This is a genomic window from Anaerocolumna sp. MB42-C2 (genome assembly GCF_030913705.1).
GTDB lineage: Bacteria > Bacillota > Clostridia > Lachnospirales > Lachnospiraceae > Anaerocolumna.
This window is the reverse complement of the sequence record NZ_CP133190.1, coordinates 4,074,908-4,093,682: the sequence shown is the minus strand read 5'-3', so window position 1 is coordinate 4,093,682 and position 18,775 is coordinate 4,074,908. Positions and strand designations below refer to the sequence as shown.

Genomic DNA, 18,775 nt, shown 5'->3' with positions numbered 1-18,775 from the left:
ATAGGTTTGCTTAAATGTATCGTATCACATATAAATAAGCCTTTTCTTTCTTGGATATTTCATACTCTCTTTCCAAACGATACTCTCTTTTATTTAAAAGCTTTTTAATATACTCTGGATTATGGGAATATAAAATCATAACACCATTCTTTTTTAAGTGTTCTTTCGCTTTAAGAAAAAATCTGCGGTATAAATCAAAAATCTCCCGTTCTTCTTTATGTCCCATGATTCTTGGCATATTTGTAAATATTTCATCAAACAGATATTCATGTTTAAAATCAAAGAAATCCCGGTTGATGTAATGAATTATGGCATTCGCTGCTTTCGTATTTTCTTTGGCTTTTTCAATCGCATCACTATAGATATCAAGACCATAAATCGTATTCGCTCTTACTAATTGATGACGTTCTATTAACATGGTGCCAACCCCGCAGAAAGGGTCCAGAACCTGAGCTCCCTCCATAAGATAATCTTTTGCCAAAGCGGCAATAAGGGCTGCGTTCACAGGTTGTATACTAGCAGCAATTGAATTCTTTCTATAAGTAAACCTCTCCTCTTTTAAGGTATACAGTTTGACCAATATGTTATAGTTACCTTCTTTATTTTCAATCAGTCTGATTTCAAACTCGTAGTTTGAAGTGCTGTTAATCAACTGTCTGCCTGACAATCTTTCTATTTCACTTCCGAGTTTTTTCGTAAAAGCACTTTTCTTATCCAAATCCGCCTTACTTTTAAGTTCAATACGAAAATAATACGGTGCATCTCCATCATGCCTTGCTTTCATAAATTCTAATAATTTACTTTTTCCAAAAGCTTCTGCTGCTTTGCTGACATCATTGCTGCAGGTTTTTAATTCATCCAGCATAAATAGTAATTCACTGTAAGTTCTTATAGGTAAGATATCATTTATATCCTTTGTTTTTACTATTACACCTGCATTAAATTCTTTTTTATTTTCACCCTTTATCTGATCCATTGTGATACGAATGAAATTACGGTTCGTCAAAAGTACCAGCTGGGACGGTACCAAAAAACCGGTAAAAGTATGCTGTTTGATCCCTTCTGCCGATATTATTAGTTCTGATAAAACTCTTATTTCTTCGGTTATATGCTTTTTATTTGTATCATCTGGATGCATTGCGCTTAATTCAGAAAGTTTCTCTTTTAACTCTGGCAGTAATTTCTGATAATTATATCCTTTTAAAGCTATTAAGTAAGAACTTCTGACAAACAGTTGCGTTTCGCTCCGATAAACCTCCATTAATTTATCCAGGAAAGCAGGTATACCAAGTTCACCCAGAATCAATGCCGCATTTTTTCGTATTTTTGCATCTTCATGGTTTAAAAAGCATTCAAATATAGTATAATCGGTTCCAATTTGATAAAGCAACGCGGTTTTGTTATGGCCTTCCTTCAGTTCTGAACGTAACTGTATTAAATTCTGCCTAATATCAACGTTCTGTTTTAGTTTTTCTAATGTATCTCTTATCATGAATCTCCTTTATGTTTAACATTTGTTAACTGTTTTGTTGTGTTGAATAGTCTTCTTTACCAACTAACCATTTCATTTTCTTTCTATTATCATTACCAAAATAAGATAAAATCATTATAACACACATCAAACTTAATTGTAGTATAAAGAATAAACTTCTTATTTTTTATTGACTTCATTTTATAATTATGCTATTGTAATTGTAATTGATATAGGGGAGTAGTCGGCAAATAAGCTTATATTTATACATATTAGCTTATTTTTGCAGTTAAACCAACATCATGGACAAGTAGTCCTGGTTTAATTTGAAATGACAAGACCTGTATCCTTCTTTGGGGATACAGGTCTTTTTAATGCTCGTAACTCTATATTTTTAAATTGTACAAGCACGAAGGGAGAACTTGCTATGGATTTTTTATTATCGGGAATTTCATCTGTTACAATCCCACAATTAATTATGTATGCAGTCGGCATAATTCTAATTTATCTGGCAATTGAAAAAGGATATGAACCATCCTTGTTATTGCCTATGGGATTTGGTGCTATTCTTGTCAATTTACCGTTATCCGGTGTCTTAAATCAGACATTAAGCGGTATAGGAGAAACAAAAGGTATTATAGAGTGGCTTTTCAATGTAGGTATTGAAGCCTCCGAAGCGCTTCCAATCTTATTATTTATTGGTATCGGTGCTATGATTGACTTTGGTCCGCTTCTTTCAAACCCTATTATGTTATTATTTGGTGCGGCAGCACAGTTTGGTATCTTCTTTACCTTATCAGTTGCAACTTTATTAGGTTTTGATTTAGCAGATGCTGCTTCTATCGGTATTATCGGTGCCGCAGATGGCCCTACTTCTATTTTAGTATCCCAAATTATGAATTCAAAATACATTGGTGCAATCGCGGTAGCTGCATATTCTTACATGGCTTTAGTTCCTTTGGTTCAGCCCGTTGCCATTAAATTGGTTACAACAAGAAAAGAACGATTAATCCGTATGCCATACAATCCGGTTTCCGTTTCCAAGAGAATTAAAATTATATTCCCTATTATGGTTACTGTGATCGCCGGTTTTGTTGCACCTATGTCAGTAGCTTTAGTTGGTTTCTTAATGTTCGGCAACCTGCTTCGTGAATGCGGTGTTTTAAACAGCTTATCTGAGACTGCTCAGGATTCCCTGGCTAACCTGATTACCTTATTATTAGGTATCACCATTTCTTTCAGTATGCAGGCAGAAAAATTTGTAACCTGGCAAACCCTTTTAATCATGGGACTCGGTCTTGTAGCATTTATCTTTGACACTATTGGTGGTGTTTTATTTGCCAAGATTATTAATCTGTTCCGAAAGAATAAGATTAATCCTATGATCGGGGCAGCCGGAATATCTGCATTCCCTATGTCTGCACGTGTTGTTCAGAAATTAGCAATTAAAGAAGATCCTACAAACCATATCTTAATGCATGCTATTGGTGCTAATGTCTCGGGACAGATTGCATCTGTTGTAGCCGGTGGTATTATCATTAGTCTTGTAAGCAGACTTCTGTAATAGAATTTTAACTATATAACATTATTTCCGAAATAAGCTATGTACGATTCATAACTTTTAAAGGAAACTTATCCGGAAAGGAGTTATCTTATGCTTGAGAACTTTTTGTTATCCCTTGGCATTATGTGGCAGGGAATGCTTGGTATATTTGCCGTAATCCTTTTAATTACATTTTTAGTTATATTTATTCAGTGGTGTGAGAAGAAATTACCTGAAAAACCGTCTAAAAATGAGTAATAATATAAGTTAAACTCAATATTAGAAATTAAAAAACACAAAGTAATAGTCATTCAACTAAATAAGCGGTGTAAAAAATAATCCGAAAGTTATTTTTTACACCGCTTATTTTAGGTTCGAAATTATTCTGCTTTTAAGGCTGCCATCGCTATATAGCTGTAAGGCTGGTTAAAATGCGGCAGGAAGAAAAGGTCAAGCAGCTTTAATTTATCGATAGTTACTTTCTCCTGTATTGCCAGAGAGAACATATGAAGTCCCATGGATATATCATATTCGGAAGCCATTTGTGCTCCTAGTACTATTCTGGAATCTGCATCATACACAATTCTGATCTTAACCGTGTTATTTTTTTCAATAAAAGCAGGCTTCTGCAGATCTTCAAAATCCGTAACCACAGCATTGATTCCTAATTTCTTTGCTTTGGTTAATGTAAGACCGGTAGATAACATATTATACCCCCAGATACTGATACCGTTTGAACCTTGTACCCCCGCGGATTCTATTGGATTACCGCAGCAATTATGAGCAGCTACGATACCGGAACGTACTGCATTGGATGCAAGCGCAATATAATTAAAATCATCTATTGAATTATCGTAAACGGTGGCGCAATCTCCGATTGCATAAACATCAGGAATATTCGTCTGCTGATGTTTATCTACGATAAAGGCACCATTTCGAAATACATCAATTTTGCCATCCCCCAGCTTATTATTAGGTCTAAACCCTATAGCAAGGATAACCATATCCGCTTTATAGCTGCCTTTATCTGTTATTACCATCTCTACTTTTTTATTGCCTGAAAGCTTTTGCACAGTTTCTCCAAAAGCTAATTGTATTCCGTTTTTCTCCAGATTCTTTTTCATACCCTCTGTAAATTCCGGATCATAATAACCGGCAAGGCAGGTATCTACACAATCTATGACCGTAACGGACTTTCCGCACCGCTTAAAAGCTTCTGCAAGTTCTACTCCAATATAACCGGCGCCTACTACAACTACATTTTGTATGGATTCATCTTTCAATTTTTCAATTACATCCTGAGCATTCTGATATAGCTTAACCATTTGAACATTCTCTAAATCTTTCCCCTCTACGTCAGGAACAATGGGAACTGATCCTGTAGCAAGAATAAGCTTGTCATATGTCTCCTCATATTTTGTCCCGTCTTTGCCGGTTGCATAAACACATTTTTTGTTGTAATCAATAGAATCTACCGGCGTCTCCATATATATCTTCGCACCTTTTTCCTCCAGCTTTTCTTTGGTGGAATAAAATAACCCTTCCGGCCCGCTGATCTGTTTTCCTATCCATAGCGCCATACCACATCCTAAAAAGCTGATATTACTATTTGCATCAAATGAAATTATCTCATTATCTTTATAATTGTCAAGAATTGTATTGAGCGCAGCCGTCCCAGCATGATTAGCACCGATGACAATAATTTTACTCATAATTTAAGCCTCCTTAAGCTTTTATATAGATATTTTAATATTTTATAATAATATTAGTAACTGTTACTAATATTATTATAATCCAAAATCCTAAAATTACAATAGCAATTTATAATATTTTCATGTACTTGCACAGTTCCTTTAACATAGAGAAGCTCTTTCGAATATTATAATATAAGCTAATATGAAAGGAGTTATTTTATGCTAAATTATGAAAATATAAATATAATTATTCAGCCTTTGGGTTTTAATATAAATTCAAAATTTATTCTTCCGATTATTTTATTATCCGCTTGTGCAGTGATTTCCGGAGCTTTAGTCTGGGCAGCTTTTTATTTCAAACGTAAAAAAAAGAAAGACATGATCTTAAGTGCTACAAACCTTGATTATATAGAACGCTTGAAAAAACTTATCTTACCTATGTTCCCCTGTTTACCAAAAGTACCTAAGATACCGTTACCCGGACTACCGGATTTACCTAATGTACCATTACCAGAAATGCCGAATTTACCTAATGTGCCGTTACCCGGACTACCGGATTTACCTAATGTGCCGTTACCTGGAATACCGGATGTACCTGATGTACCGTTACCCGGAATGCCGGATTCTCCTAAACTACCGGACTCACCTAAACTGCCGGATTCTCCTGCTCCAGCAAATCCACCAAGCCTTCCTGACATCCCTTTTGACTTAGATGCCTTAAATAATGATTTAAAACCGTTTGGTTTTGCCTATTATCCCCCACAGGATTATTTTTATTCCATTATGTATGGCTGGCAAAGCGAATGCGGATATTGCATGTTATATGATGAGGGTTCGGCCGGTTTTAGTATGATCATTGATTGTGAGCCTGTTTACTTTAAATACGGTGGGAAAAAATGGCTCATTGAATTCTGGAAAGGCCAGTATGGTATGACCAGCGGATGTGAAATCGGCATTTATACAACTACGGGTCCAGTCCTTAATATTCCGGGAGTATTTAATGGTACCTTTTATGAATGTGCCAGTAAAGAGGATCATCTTCCTCTAGCCTTTTCCTTAAAGAAAAACGGGAAAGAACTTTTCCATCGGAGGGAACTGCATTGGTGGCTTACCGGATTCCGCCTGGGTGAATTCTCTTGGCCGCAAGAACTTACCGTAGATATAGAGATAACTCTAAAGGATAAAGAAATGTTAGATGCTTTCTTGGGTGGTATGTTAAAAACCGGTTATTCCATGAGAGATCTGACTATATCAGGTACTACGGTATCCTTTGTATATGCGACTCCACATTCCGCACAGCCAAGAACCAGAACAGAGTATATTGAAGATTATATGCAAACCAACAATAACAGAAATTGTACGGCTTACAATATGGCAACCTCAACTTATAATAACACAGTTTCAAAACTGAAATATGTCAGGTATTCAGCACCTAAGTTATATCATAGAATAATTAATATAGGCGGTACTAAGGATATATTTAAGAACTATGAGATTATCAGAAAGTATTTGAATTTTAATAAACCGATTAGAAATATAGATAAGCAAAATGGAATCTTTCTGTATGAACTTCCCGAAGAATATAATCAAACTACAGAATCAGCAGAAGATCCTATTTTGACAGAACAGGATATTCCTAATGCAGAATCGGATGTCCAGAATATAGAACAAGATATTCTAAATATTGAACAGAATATTCTTATCTCGGATAAAACTATCCCCAAAGAGGATTCTAAAACACCAGATGAGGTGAATAAAGTATAAGCAGGGAGGATAATAGTATGTCTAGTTACTCACGTCTGAACAAAGTATTCAATTCTGCCGAACAAATTCTCATAGATGATTCCTCTAAAATAGTTTTAATGAGTGATTGCCATAGGGGGGACGGTAATTGGGGGGATAATTTTTTAGGTAATCAGAATTTGTTTTTTGCAGCATTAGACTTTTATTACAGAAAAGATTTTACTTACATTGAACTTGGTGATGGGGATGAATTGTGGGAGAACCGTAAAATAGACCGGATTATATCCATACACAGTGATGCTTTCTGGCTTATGTCAAAGTTCTATAAAGCAGGTAGATTTTATATGTTATATGGTAATCACGATCATGTGAAGAAATACAAAGATTTTGCAAATGATAATTTAAAATCTTATTATGATGAAAGTATTAAAAGACGGGTACCCTTATTTCCCAACCTAACTATTCATGAGGGGTTGGTGTTAAAATATAAAGACACTGATAATCTGTTATTTTTAACTCACGGACACCAGGCCGATTTCTTAAATTATAATTTGTGGCGATTATCCAGATTCTTAGTCAGGTACCTATGGCGCCCCTTAGAATTAACCGGTGTTAAAGATCCTACCAGTGCCGCAGAAAATCATACCAGGAAAGAAAAGGTAGAAAAAAAGTTAGTGTATTGGACCAAAAAACAAAACCAGATGTTAATTGCCGGACACACTCACAGACCAGTATTTCCTCAAGTTAATGAACCACTTTATTTTAATGACGGCTGCTGTGTTCATCCACGTTGTATCACTGCAATTGAAATCGAAAACGGCAGCATTGTCCTGGTAAAATGGGCTGTAAGAACCAGAAATGACAGATCTTTATATGTTGACAGGGTAATATTAGAAGGCCCGGTTAAATTGCAGGATTACTTTGGCATAAAACCCAAAAATATACTTTAAATCCACTGCTGGGCTGTTTAAAGGATAGCGTAATATGATAAGGTTACTATTTATTCCTAGCAATAAAGCTATCATTTTGACAGCCCTATGGTTTTGAGACTCGAATCATATGATTGTAAAATAATTTTTATGGTATTTAATTAAACGGTCTTCCTGCATCCGGCTGATTTCCCTGGACATGGCGCTGCGGTCTATACACAGGTAATCCGCCATCTCATTACGGTTTAATGATATTTCAAAAGAATTAGAGTGATTTTTCTTAGCTTCCCCAGACAGATATGCCATTAGCTTTTCCCGTATGGTTCGTTTCGATAACAATTCCATTTTATTATTAAGGTATAAATTCTTTCTTGCCAGCAGGCTAAGAAGGTTTGTTAGCAGGCTGCTATGAAAACTGCAGGCTTTCGTGCAGGGCGTAACAATCCGATTAATAGGCAGCATAAGGACCCGGCTGGTTTCCATTGCTATTACGCTTACAGGGCATTCTTCTATTCCTGCACACGCAAAAGTTTCCCCAAAGATATCCCCTTCGCCTAAGCTTGTTACAAGCATACGGTTTCCTAAAATATCTTCCCGCAGCACCTGAACTCCGCCAGATAAGACAATACCTAATGAAGTAATCTTAGATCCGGCAGTTATAATTGTCTCATTTTTTTTATAACTTTTTACATTGCTTCCCAAACATCCTAAAATATCCTTTATACCTGCTTCCTCAATTCCTTGAAATAAGGATATTTTAGCTAATATTAAAATTTCCTGATTCATATTTTCCTCCTATCATCTATTACAAAACAGGCCACATTGCTCTTTCTTTTGTCTAATTACCGGAATTAGTTATATTTTATATTAAGTTTGTTGCAAATGCAACCGATAAAAACAACAAACTATAGTAAGATAGAAGCATGATATTACTGTTCACAGGCAACAAACGCGACGTATTTTTTGTGAATGTAGCGAAGCTAAAGTCACAGAAAACCGGAGAAATTGCAGCGTAGGAACGCTGCCTCCTCGTTTTGTGTGCATCACGAAGCGTGTTATTTTCGCGGAACTGCTGCTTTTTGCAGGGGAGTGAACAGTAACGGCATGAAATAAAAAACTACAAAACATAATTTAAGGAGAATATATATGAAAAGAAAAATAATAACAATTGACAAAGAGGCCTGCAATGGCTGTGGCTTATGTGTAGATGCCTGCCATGAAGGTGCCATCGGATTAATAGACGGTAAAGCAGTTTTGCTTCGGGATGATTATTGCGACGGACTTGGTAACTGTCTTCCGGTCTGCCCTGTAAATGCAATAACCTTTGAAGAAAGAGAAGCTTTAGATTATAACGAAGAAGAGGTAAAAAAGAATATGGAGAAAAAGAAAATTACACCTCACTTTTCCGGCTGCCCGGGTTCCCAGTCCAAAATGATACAAAGAGACGCCATGAAACCTGCAGTAACTCCTGCAGTAACTCCTGAGTCCATGTTAAACCAATGGCCTGTACAGATTAAATTAGTACCTGTAAACGCACCTTATTTTGATAAAGCAAACCTTCTTATTGCAGCCGATTGTACCGCTTATTCTTATGGGAACTTCCATAATGAATTTATGAAAAATAAAATCACTTTAATCGGATGCCCTAAGTTAGATGAAGGAGATTATTCAGATAAATTAACTGATATTTTTCGCGGGAATGACATTAAGAGTATAACTGTCGTACGTATGATAGTTCCCTGCTGCGGCGGTATCGTAAATGCAGTGAAAACTGCCCTTATCAACAGTGGTAAGATGATTCCCTGGCAGGTTGTAACGATCTCGACAGATGGTACCCTTGTAGAAATGTAATTACGGAATTGTAAAAGCTTATGCAATAACAATTGGGCCTCTCCCTACAAAGAGTGTTCAATGTTAATATAGGAGTCTGCTGCTAAATTAGCTGTAGACTCCATTTTATTATAATATTATTTGCTTGTCTGGCGTACCGCTGTAATAGGATATACGTGCCGGCAAGCGCTTATAACAAAAAGTCCAATCCGGTTAATCGAATTGGACTTTTTAACTATTTACTTCTTATTCATTAAACCGTCTTGTCATTAGTTAGAGAATAACTGCGTGCAGTATACGGTTCCATTGTTTTTATATACACCGATACCGATTTTGTGGAATTTGCCATTCATGATATTCGCTCTGTGACCAGGTGAATTCATCCATCCTTCTACTACTGCTTCCGGTGTATTGTATCCATAAGCTAAGTTTTCACCTGCTGCGCTTACGCTTACATTATATTCATCCAAAACAGTCGACCATTGCGTACCATTCGGTCTGGTATGAGAAAATTGCTGAACGATTTCCTGTGCACGTTTATTTGCCGGTGCAACCAGATTCTGTGACATGGTTAATGCCGATAAACCGCCTTTTGCACGTTCTTCATTCACTAATTTCAATACCTGGCCGGCAAAGCTGCTGTCATAATTATTGGTAGACGCCGGAGTTGTCGTTTGTGTTGGGGTTTTAACAGGGGTCTTGCTCGGGGTAGCAGTCTTGGTTGGGGTACTGGTATTTTCATTACCGTTTAATGCTTTTTTAATGATTTCATTAATATCCGCGCCATTCGATCCGGAATAGATAATTGTTGTTTTGCTTCCATTTTTGCAAGGGGTAGCCTTTACCTGGTTGGATAACTGACTTCCTAATGTTTTACCATTAACTTTATCGCAGGCCTTTACTTTATAGTAATAAGTTTTATTTGCCTTCAAGCCGGAATCCTTAAAGCAGTTGGATTTAGTGGTACCAACACATTTATAGGATCCATTGGGGGAAGTCGCGCGATATACTTTATAACTGTCTGCACCACTTACTTTTCCGATGTTAAGATTTGCAGTGGTAGCTGTTGTACTTTTGACACTAACGGTTGGTTTACAATTTTTAAAACTTTTTGTAGTGGCCGCAGCAGCTACTGCTGTATTGTTAACATCGAAAGGATTTAGATTTCCTCCAAATAGTGTTGATGATACTAATGTTAAAGTTACCATGGAAGTTACTAAAAGTTTCTTCATTCGATATGTCCTCCTATCTGCTATCTACAACTAAGTTACTCACTAAGGTTAACATAATACATCTTACGGTTCAACCACTAGTTATTGGAAGACAACTCAAGTATATCCAAAAATCAATCCTGTAAGTGTATTCAGGCTATTTGGCCTTTTCGTCCGAATTGATACTGCCAAAATGCAGACTTACCTGAACTCCTTATAGGGCGGCCCCTGCTTTCACACTTTTAAACATGATGCTGTAAAGCATCATCTCAAATACTGGAAGAAGAAGTTGTAAACTTTTTTCTGATTATTTTAATTAATTCATACCAGAATACGGATACGACAGCAATGAAAACAGTATTAAAGAATAGTTTTAAGTTTATATGGCTTAACAATAATACCGACTGCAATGGTCCATATAATATAAACAGTAATAAAAAGAAAGTCGTTGCAAGGACAACTATAATACCTTTTTCTCTTTTGATCCTGTAAAAAGAACGGAATACAGATTCCCTCTCAGAGGCATTCACAAGTACCAGAAAAAGATTCGATAAGATCAGTACACTAAGGCCGATAGACCTTGCTATAGCCGCATTTTCTCCTAATCTTATAAGGTAGAAGTAATAGCTTCCAAAGGAGCCCAGAAATATTGCTAAGCCTTGCAGGATGCTTTTTATCAGTATTTCTTTTGTCAACAGCTGCTCTTCCGGTTTTCTTGGTCCACGTTTCATCGTATTTACCTCGGAGGGCTGCCGCTCAATTGCTGCAGCACATGTGGGATTCATAATTAATTCCAGCAAAATAACATGTAAAGGCAGCAGCATTAAATTGCAGGGCAGGATATGAAGCAACGGACCAAACAGACAGATTAATGCAATCGGTATATGAATGGTGAAAACATACCCTATCGCTTTGCGAATGTTGTCATAAATTCTTCTGCCATCTTCTACGGAATCCAGTATCGTCGAAAAATTATCGTCCAATAAAATCAAATCGGCAGCTTCTTTCGTTACCTCCGACCCCTTAAGTCCCATTGCAATCCCAATATTCGCATTTTTTAAAGCCGGTGCATCATTAACTCCATCTCCTGTCATGGCTACGATTTCGCCGTTTGCTATTAGCCCTTTTACAATTCGTAATTTTTGCTCCGGAACCACTCTGGAGAAGATATTAACTTTCTTTAGTATTTCCGGTAAATCCGAGTCGGATATTTCATCCAGTTCTTTTCCTGTCACCGGTTTAAGATTGCCGGGAAATTGTATCTGCTTAGCGACAGAAGCCGCCGTATCTCCATTGTCACCGGTAATCATCACTAACCTGATTCCTGCTTCTTTGCATTTTCTTATATCATCCATGATGGAATCTTTAGGCGGATCCATAAATCCCAATAAACCGCAGAACGTAAATCGATACTCCGTTACCTCTAAAGGTATCTCACTCTCATCTTTTATCTCCAGCAACCCCACCGCAATAACTCTGAGCCCTTTTTTGAATAATTCATGTGTTTTATTCTCAATTATACCGCATTCCTCCGGTGGCAGAGTACTGTGGCTTATCAGCCATTCCGGAGAACCTTTTGCCGCTGCGACAATTGTACCATCTATTTTCCATACATGTGTCATGATCTTACACTTCTGAGTAAATGGGTATCCTTTTATAAAATCATTGCCGAAAATATCCTGTTTCTTAAGCCCCAGCTTTTCACAATAGGTCAGTATTGCTTTTTCCATAGGATCAAATGGATTATTATCACAGGCTAAAGCTGCTATCTGAGCCAGATAAGTCTCCTCACATTGATAATAAAACGTTTCTTCCACACTCATCTGATTTTTCGTAATAGTACCTGTTTTGTCAACACAAATTACAGAAACAGCACCTAAAGTTTCCGCTGCGGACAATTTACGTATTAAAGCATGTTTTTTAGTAAGCCGTAATGCTCCCATAGACAGAAATACAGTAAGAATTACCGGAAATTCTGCAGGTATCATAGACAGTGATAATACAATACCGGATAAGAGACTTTCTATGACACGGTCCAATAAGTTATTATCCGTTAGATTAAAATAAGTGACAAAACTAACTATAAATAATAAAAAGATTGCAATTATGGTACAATGTTTTGTAAGAGTTTTCATCTGTCTCTGCAAAGGTGTTAATTTCGGTTTAATATCCGTCATACTTAAACCGATTTTCCCGTATGCCGTTTCATTCCCCGTTTTATTGACTAAAATTGAAGCATTGCCCTGAGTTACCATAGTTCCGGCATAACAATAATCTGTTCTTAAATTGTCCAGTGATTCCGCTGTAAGTTCTGTTGAGTTTTTATCACCGGGTAGTATTTGTGCCGGAGTTTTCCATACATCTCCTGACTCTCCGGTTAAAATACTTTCATCCGTACAAAAGTCATGGGAGGTTAATATATACCCGTCTGCCGGTATCCTGCTGCCCTCTTCAGCTAATATAACATCTCCGGGTACTAATTCAATACTTGGTACCTTTGTGACTTTACCGTCCCTTACCGCAGCAATCATAGGCTGTGATAAATTTTTCAATGCAGTTAAGGTTCTGTCTGTTTTCCATTCCTGTACTACATCCATAACAATAATTCCAAATACAAAGATTAACATAATCATTCCGTCATTTGCTTCCCCTAACAAAAAATAAATAACCGATGCAAATATAAGCATCAAAAAAATAGGCTCCAGAACAGCCTCTGTTATGCGAAAAACCAGTGATCTTTTACGTTCCGCAACAATTTCGTTCTTACCGAATTTTTTTTGTAATTCATAAACTCTGGCAGTAGATAGACCTTCTCCGTTTACATTTTTCATCTAAGACCTCCATATGAGTTCTCATCCCGGTATAAAACCTTCTGCTCCTGCTGATAAATAAAACCGGATAATCTCTCCGGTTTGTGTGTGCCTGCATTCGTCAAAGTTTTTCATAGGAGTGCACAAAGACTTTCCTGTGAAAGAACAAAGAGTCTGGCTCGCCAGACTTTAGCACTGAAGCGCTGTTACTTCAGTGACAAATATCTTGGCGTGTCATGTGTTTCCCCCGGAGGGTTTTTATCGAATAGGATGAACTTTTTCTCGATAAAAAAACACCTGCAGGACACTTGTAGTAAACTACTGTCCCGCAGGTGTTTTTACAACCCGCTGCTGCTTAACAGCCCGGCTCCAAACATAAGATTGGCCTGATCAGTTTGTACTGTAGATATACGCATATTTTGCGTTTTGCAGTGCAAAGAGAATGAATAATATAATATCACTATATTCAAAGGCCATTTTTTTGTTACTCAGCTATATAACTATTTTCAATTGTTATTACAATCTGATATCTTTCATCTATTTTGCGAAGAGCTTCTTCAATTTTAAGCAGCAGTTCCTGTTCCTGCTGCTCATTATAAGAAAAAGGTACAACTAGATCAAATATAAGATTAATGTGGGTTTCTCCGTTCACAACCCTAAAGTCATGTATGGTTGCTTTGGGTTCCAGCTCTTTTACAACCTGAACCACAACTTCTTTCTTCTCTATAATCTTCTGATCGTTTATTTCAATAGGATCCATATGGATAACAAGAAATATCCCCATTTCTCTTAATATATCCCGTTCAATCCGGTCTATGGTTTCATGAGCTTCCTCCAAATTCACATCATTGGGTACCTCCGCATGAATCGTAGCCATCGTATGGGAGGGGCCGTAATTATGCACAATAAGGTCATGGCTTCCAATAATCCCCTCATATCCCTCCACCTTTTTCGTAATTGCTTCATATACTTCCCGGTCCACTGCTTCTCCAAGAAGTGGTTCCAGGGTTTCTCTTGCAATATTGAACCCTGCCAGTATTACAAATACGGATACAATAACACCCATCCAGCCGTCCACCTTAAAACCGGTCAACTTTCCGATAATGACTGATACTATAGTAGTCGTGGTTATCATAACGTCACCAAGCGCATCCGTAGCAGTGGCTTTCATTACATTAGAATTAATTTTCTTTCCAAGTGAACGGTTTAAAAGAGATAACCATAATTTAATTAAAACTGAAATGCATAAAATTCCAACCAGAAGCAAATTAAATCCTACTTCCTCCGGATGAAGTATTTTGGTAAATGCACTTTTAAAGCAGGAAAACCCAACCTGCAAAATCAAGAAGGAAACGGCAAAAGCAGTAATATATTCAAATCTGCCATGTCCAAAAGGGTGCTCCTTATCAGCCGGACGTTCCGCAAGTTTCACTCCGACCAAGCCGATTATAGAGGACGCCGCATCCGATAAATTGTTAAAGGCATCCGCCATAACAGAAATACTATTAATAATCAGTCCGATTACAAGCTTTGTACCAAATAAGATGATATTGCAGATAATACCTACTATACTCGTTAAAACTCCATAAGCGGTCCTAACCTTACTCTTTTCAGTACTGGTATAGTCTTTTACAAATAATTTCACTAATAATTGCGTCATTGAATTCCTCCCGGGGAAAAAAAACACATCTATGGAACATACTACTGTCCCACAGATGCGTGATTAGTCATCTGTTGCCTTAACGGCCCAGCCCTATGAATCTTAACGATCCATTGCCTGCTCAGTTTGTACTGTAGATCTGCGCGTATTTAGCGTTATGCAGTGCAAAGAGATATTGCTTGAATTATAATATAGGCTGATTTGTTTGTCAATCAGAATTTTCCAATTGACTAAGATTGTAACTGCAATTCATATAATTTCTTATAGATACCTCCGACATTCAGTAATTCCTGATGAGTTCCGGTTTCCCTGATCTGCCCTTTATGCATAACCAGAATTTTATCTGCATGCTGTATGGTAGATAAGCGGTGTGCCACCATAATTGTAGTTCGTCCCTTCATTAATTTTTCCAGGGCATCCTGTATAATCTGTTCTGTTTCAGTATCAATATTGGCAGTCGCTTCGTCCATTACCAGAATAGACGGATCATATGCCAAAGTTCTTGCAAAAGATAATAGCTGCCTCTGACCTGCAGATAAGGTTGCCCCTCTTTCTGTTACAGCTTCTTCGTAGGTATCGTTTAAGTTCTCAATGAAGCCGGCTGCATTGACGTATTGTGCCGCCTGTTTTACCTCCTCATCGGATATGGAATCTTTTTTCAATCTGATATTACTCTTTATATCACCGGTAAAAATAAATACATCCTGCTGTACCTGTCCGATTGCACCTCTAAGCTGATCCGTGCTTAGTTCCTTAATATCTACACCGTCTATGGTTATCTTACCCCTTTGTATATCATAATATCTTCCGATTAAATTAAGGATGGAAGATTTACCGGCCCCTGTAGCTCCCACAAATGCAGCACGCTGCCCCGGCTCAATAACAAAGCTAACATCCTTAAGAATCCAGTTTTCTCCTTCATAAGCAAACCAGACATGGTCAAATTCAATACGTCCCTTCACTTCCGATAGATTTTTAGGTTCGTTTGGATTAACGATCAGAGGTTTTTCATCTATAATGGTAAATATCTTTTCTGCCGAAGCCATCGCCGACTGAAGAGTTCCCAGCTGTTCTGCCAATTCCTGAATCGGATCAAAAAAAGAGCCAATGTACTGAATAAATACATACAATGTTCCAATGGAAATAACCCCTTTTAATACGGAATCGCCGCCTACCCCGATAATAATTGCCAAAGCTATAACGGAAAGCATATAGATGGAGGGACGGAATATGGCAAACACCATCATTTCTTTATAGTTTGCCTGAAATAATTCTGTACTCTTCCCTTTAAATTCTTCGTATTTTTCTTTCTCTCTGGCAAATATCTGAATCAGTTTCATTCCGGATAAATGTTCCGATAAATATGTATTAATCACTGTTATTTTTGTTCTTACCTGCCTGTAGGTAGCTCTGGATATAGATTTAAACAGTATGGTAAGTCCAATAATCAAAGGTAGAAGAAGAAATCCATAGACAGATAATTTTACATCTATGCTTATCATAACCAGGGCTAACCCAAGGATCTTAACGGAATTCTTAAATAACTTTACTAATATATTGGCATACATTTCATTTAAGGCTTCTACATCGTTGGTTATACGGGTTACAATCCGCCCTACCGGTGTTATATCAAAAAATCGCAGGGATAAATTATGTACATGTTCAAATACTTCCTGTCTGATATTATAAATAATACTCTGGCCTGTTAATTGCAGTATCCAGGTCTGCAGAAAATTACAGACAAAACTTCCCATTAATACGAACAAATAGATCAATGCAATATTCTTTATATCATTAAAATTACCCGTTCCTGTGAATAAATCAATCGCTTTTCCTACTAAAATCGGGCGGTATAATTCAAACCCGGTTATACATAATACCAGAATAAAGGATAAAGTCATAAAGTGCCAATATGGTTTCACATAGGCCATTAAACGCTTTAAGACACTGCCATGAATGGATCTTTCATAATCAATTTCATTTCTCTTAGACATATTAATAACATACCTTTCCAATTTGTGTTTTTTCCTTTAACACACAAATCCGTTTTATGTAAGCTAGCCCAAAGCTTTCCTGTTTCAAGGAATCATACTGCCTCCAGTTGTTTTTCCAATTGCTGCTTTTCATACATTTTTGAATAAATTCCCTGTTTGTTCAATAATTCTTCATGTGTACCGTATTCTGCCATCCTGCCTTCCTCCAGCACAAGAATCTTGTCCGCATTTTGAATCGTAGATATACGATGAGCTATAATAATAGTTGTTTTACCTTCCCTGTTATTTTTCAGATTCTTCAGTATCTGTTCCTCCGTATTGGTATCCACCGCTGATAAGGAATCATCTAAAATCAGGATTGGTGCATCTTTCATCAATGCCCTTGCAATTGAGCTTCTCTGTTTCTGTCCGCCGGATAAAGTAACGCCCCTCTCTCCGACTAAAGTATCATAATTTCCCGGAAAATCCATGATATTATCATGAATACATGCATCTCTGGCTGCTTTTTGTACTGTTTCAATATCCTTTGTGGATGCACCAAAGGCTATATTATTCTTAAGGGTATCTGAAAACAGAAAATTATCCTGGGGTACATATGCAATATTTTCCCTTAATACTTTTAAAGGAATTTTATGAATATCAATACCGTCTATTGTTATCATACCCGGTTCTGCATTATATAAACGCAGCAGTAAATTCGCTATCGCTGTTTTGCCGCTTCCTGTCCGACCCAGGATAGCCAGAGTACTTCCCTTATCTGCTTTCAGATTAATTCCTTTTAATACCTCAGGTGTTTGTGCTGTAAACCGAAAGTCAAGGTGATTAAATTCTATCTCGCCTTCTAAATGATTAATTTTATAATCGGTTATATCCGGTTCGTCATATACTTCCGGCTGTTGCCTAAAGATATTCTGAATTCTTTTAATAGAAGCCGTTCCCTGTGAAAAGAAAGTCACACTGTCACCGGCTGCAATCATAGGCCATACCAGCATATTTATATACTGGTTAAACGCAATAAATCTTCCCAGGGTAATGGTGCCTGTAATCGTTAAGTAACCTCCGTACAGCAGAGTAATTAAACTGGATAATCCGATTACAATATCTAATAACGGCATTATGGTCGCTTGTAATTTAACCACTTTCATATTTTTATCTTTATTTTCCTGATTTGCCCTCGCAAAAGCTTTTAACTCCTGTCTTTCCTGCACAAAAGCCTTAACTACCCGAATACCGGATATACTTTCCTGTACCTGATCTGTTAAATCAGAAAATGCTTTTTGTTTTTCGGCAAAACGCTTTTCGGCAGATCGGCCATAATATACTCCGCCAATTGCAATAAAAATTAAAGGGATTACAGCAAGAAGTGTCAGACGGATATTGACATATAAAATCATTTTGGTTAATACCATTAGTGTCATGATAATGGCATCAAAAGAGGTAATGACAGCCGGACCGGCCGACATACGTATTGCATTTAAGTCATTGGTAAAATGGGCCATCAAATCTCCTGTTTTATTCTTATTATAATATCCCATGGACAATCTCTCCAGGTGGGCAAACATATCATTACGTAGATCATATTCAATCGCACGAGCGGAGCCAAAAATAAAGTACCTCCATGCGAATCTGCCAACTGCAAGAACCAGGCCTACAAGCAGAATCTTAATAATACCCTGAATAACACCATTCATATCCATGGTTTTATCCTTTAGGCCATCTGTTATTTCACCGGTAAATTGTGGTATGTATAAATTCATAAAATCTACAATAAATAAAGTAATAATACCCAGAAGATATTTCCACTTATACTTATTAAGATACAAAAATATAATATTTTTTTCTTTCAATTAAGCTCCCGCCTTCCCCATTTAATTATTTATTTTCTACTAT

13 protein-coding genes and 2 riboswitches are annotated in these 18,775 nt (G+C 37.0%); of the genes, 5 read left to right on the top strand and 8 right to left on the bottom strand.

Annotated elements, in window-relative coordinates; translation table 11 throughout:
- Nucleotides 1-10: 10 nt before the first annotated feature.
- Nucleotides 11-1,492 (bottom strand): methyltransferase, encoded by a 1,482-nt coding sequence (locus tag RBU59_RS18265; protein WP_308143919.1) that lies wholly within the window; start codon nt 1,490-1,492, stop codon nt 11-13.
- Nucleotides 1,493-1,898: 406 nt separating this feature from the next.
- Between RBU59_RS18265 and RBU59_RS18260 the strand changes: the two genes are divergently transcribed.
- Together RBU59_RS18260 and RBU59_RS18255 are read left to right on the top strand one after the other, a co-directional pair.
- A complete protein-coding gene (locus RBU59_RS18260; RefSeq protein ID WP_308143918.1) occupies nt 1,899-3,035 on the top strand; it encodes a sodium ion-translocating decarboxylase subunit beta in 1,137 nt (378 codons plus the stop codon).
- A gap of 90 nt (nt 3,036-3,125) precedes the next feature.
- Complete coding sequence (locus RBU59_RS18255) at nt 3,126-3,272, top strand: hypothetical protein (protein WP_308143917.1); 147 nt, start codon at nt 3,126-3,128, stop codon at nt 3,270-3,272.
- A gap of 122 nt (nt 3,273-3,394) precedes the next feature.
- On the opposite strand, the gene nox is transcribed toward RBU59_RS18255, so the two are convergent.
- Nucleotides 3,395-4,729 carry a H2O-forming NADH oxidase gene (gene nox / locus RBU59_RS18250; protein ID WP_308148601.1) on the bottom strand — a complete coding sequence of 445 codons (1,335 nt, stop codon included), beginning with the start codon at nt 4,727-4,729 and terminating at the stop codon, nt 3,395-3,397.
- A 198-nt stretch (nt 4,730-4,927) separates the two neighbouring features.
- On the opposite strand from nox, the gene RBU59_RS18245 reads away from it, so the two are divergent.
- Together RBU59_RS18245 and RBU59_RS18240 are read left to right on the top strand one after the other, a co-directional pair.
- Entirely contained in the window at nt 4,928-6,472 is a 1,545-nt protein-coding gene (locus RBU59_RS18245) for a DUF4474 domain-containing protein (protein WP_308143916.1), read from the top strand.
- A gap of 17 nt (nt 6,473-6,489) precedes the next feature.
- The gene (locus RBU59_RS18240; protein WP_308143915.1) at nt 6,490-7,401 is read left to right on the top strand and encodes a metallophosphoesterase; all 912 of its coding nucleotides are present in this window, start codon (nt 6,490-6,492) and stop codon (nt 7,399-7,401) included.
- Between the two features lie 105 nt (nt 7,402-7,506).
- On the opposite strand, the gene RBU59_RS18235 is transcribed toward RBU59_RS18240, so the two are convergent.
- Nucleotides 7,507-8,166, bottom strand: a complete 660-nt coding sequence (locus tag RBU59_RS18235; protein ID WP_308143914.1) for a Crp/Fnr family transcriptional regulator — start codon at nt 8,164-8,166, stop codon at nt 7,507-7,509.
- Nucleotides 8,167-8,526: 360 nt separating this feature from the next.
- Here RBU59_RS18235 and RBU59_RS18230 point away from each other — a divergent pair, with 360 nt between their 5' ends.
- The gene (locus tag RBU59_RS18230; RefSeq protein ID WP_308143913.1) at nt 8,527-9,231 is read left to right on the top strand and encodes an ATP-binding protein; all 705 of its coding nucleotides are present in this window, start codon (nt 8,527-8,529) and stop codon (nt 9,229-9,231) included.
- A gap of 248 nt (nt 9,232-9,479) precedes the next feature.
- Here RBU59_RS18230 and RBU59_RS18225 read toward each other — a convergent pair whose 3' ends face one another.
- The 5 genes from RBU59_RS18225 to RBU59_RS18205 all read right to left on the bottom strand — a co-directional run bounded on the left by RBU59_RS18225 (nt 9,480) and on the right by RBU59_RS18205 (nt 18,732).
- Nucleotides 9,480-10,442, bottom strand: coding sequence for a CAP domain-containing protein (locus RBU59_RS18225; RefSeq protein WP_308143912.1), 963 nt, complete (start codon nt 10,440-10,442; stop codon nt 9,480-9,482).
- Between the two features lie 248 nt (nt 10,443-10,690).
- Nucleotides 10,691-13,252 carry a cation-translocating P-type ATPase gene (locus tag RBU59_RS18220; RefSeq protein WP_308143911.1) on the bottom strand — a complete coding sequence of 854 codons (2,562 nt, stop codon included), beginning with the start codon at nt 13,250-13,252 and terminating at the stop codon, nt 10,691-10,693.
- 298 nt (nt 13,253-13,550) lie between these two features.
- Nucleotides 13,551-13,635: riboswitch (NiCo riboswitch) on the bottom strand.
- An 80-nt stretch (nt 13,636-13,715) separates the two neighbouring features.
- Nucleotides 13,716-14,891, bottom strand: coding sequence for a cation diffusion facilitator family transporter (locus RBU59_RS18215; RefSeq protein WP_308143910.1), 1,176 nt, complete (start codon nt 14,889-14,891; stop codon nt 13,716-13,718).
- A 42-nt stretch (nt 14,892-14,933) separates the two neighbouring features.
- Nucleotides 14,934-15,026: riboswitch (NiCo riboswitch) on the bottom strand.
- 95 nt (nt 15,027-15,121) lie between these two features.
- Entirely contained in the window at nt 15,122-16,906 is a 1,785-nt protein-coding gene (locus RBU59_RS18210; RefSeq protein WP_330698359.1) for an ABC transporter ATP-binding protein, read from the bottom strand.
- Nucleotides 16,907-16,977: 71 nt separating this feature from the next.
- Nucleotides 16,978-18,732: an ABC transporter ATP-binding protein gene (locus tag RBU59_RS18205; RefSeq protein ID WP_308143909.1), complete on the bottom strand. Its 1,755-nt coding sequence runs from the start codon at nt 18,730-18,732 to the stop codon at nt 16,978-16,980.
- Between the last annotated feature and the right edge of the window lie 43 nt (nt 18,733-18,775).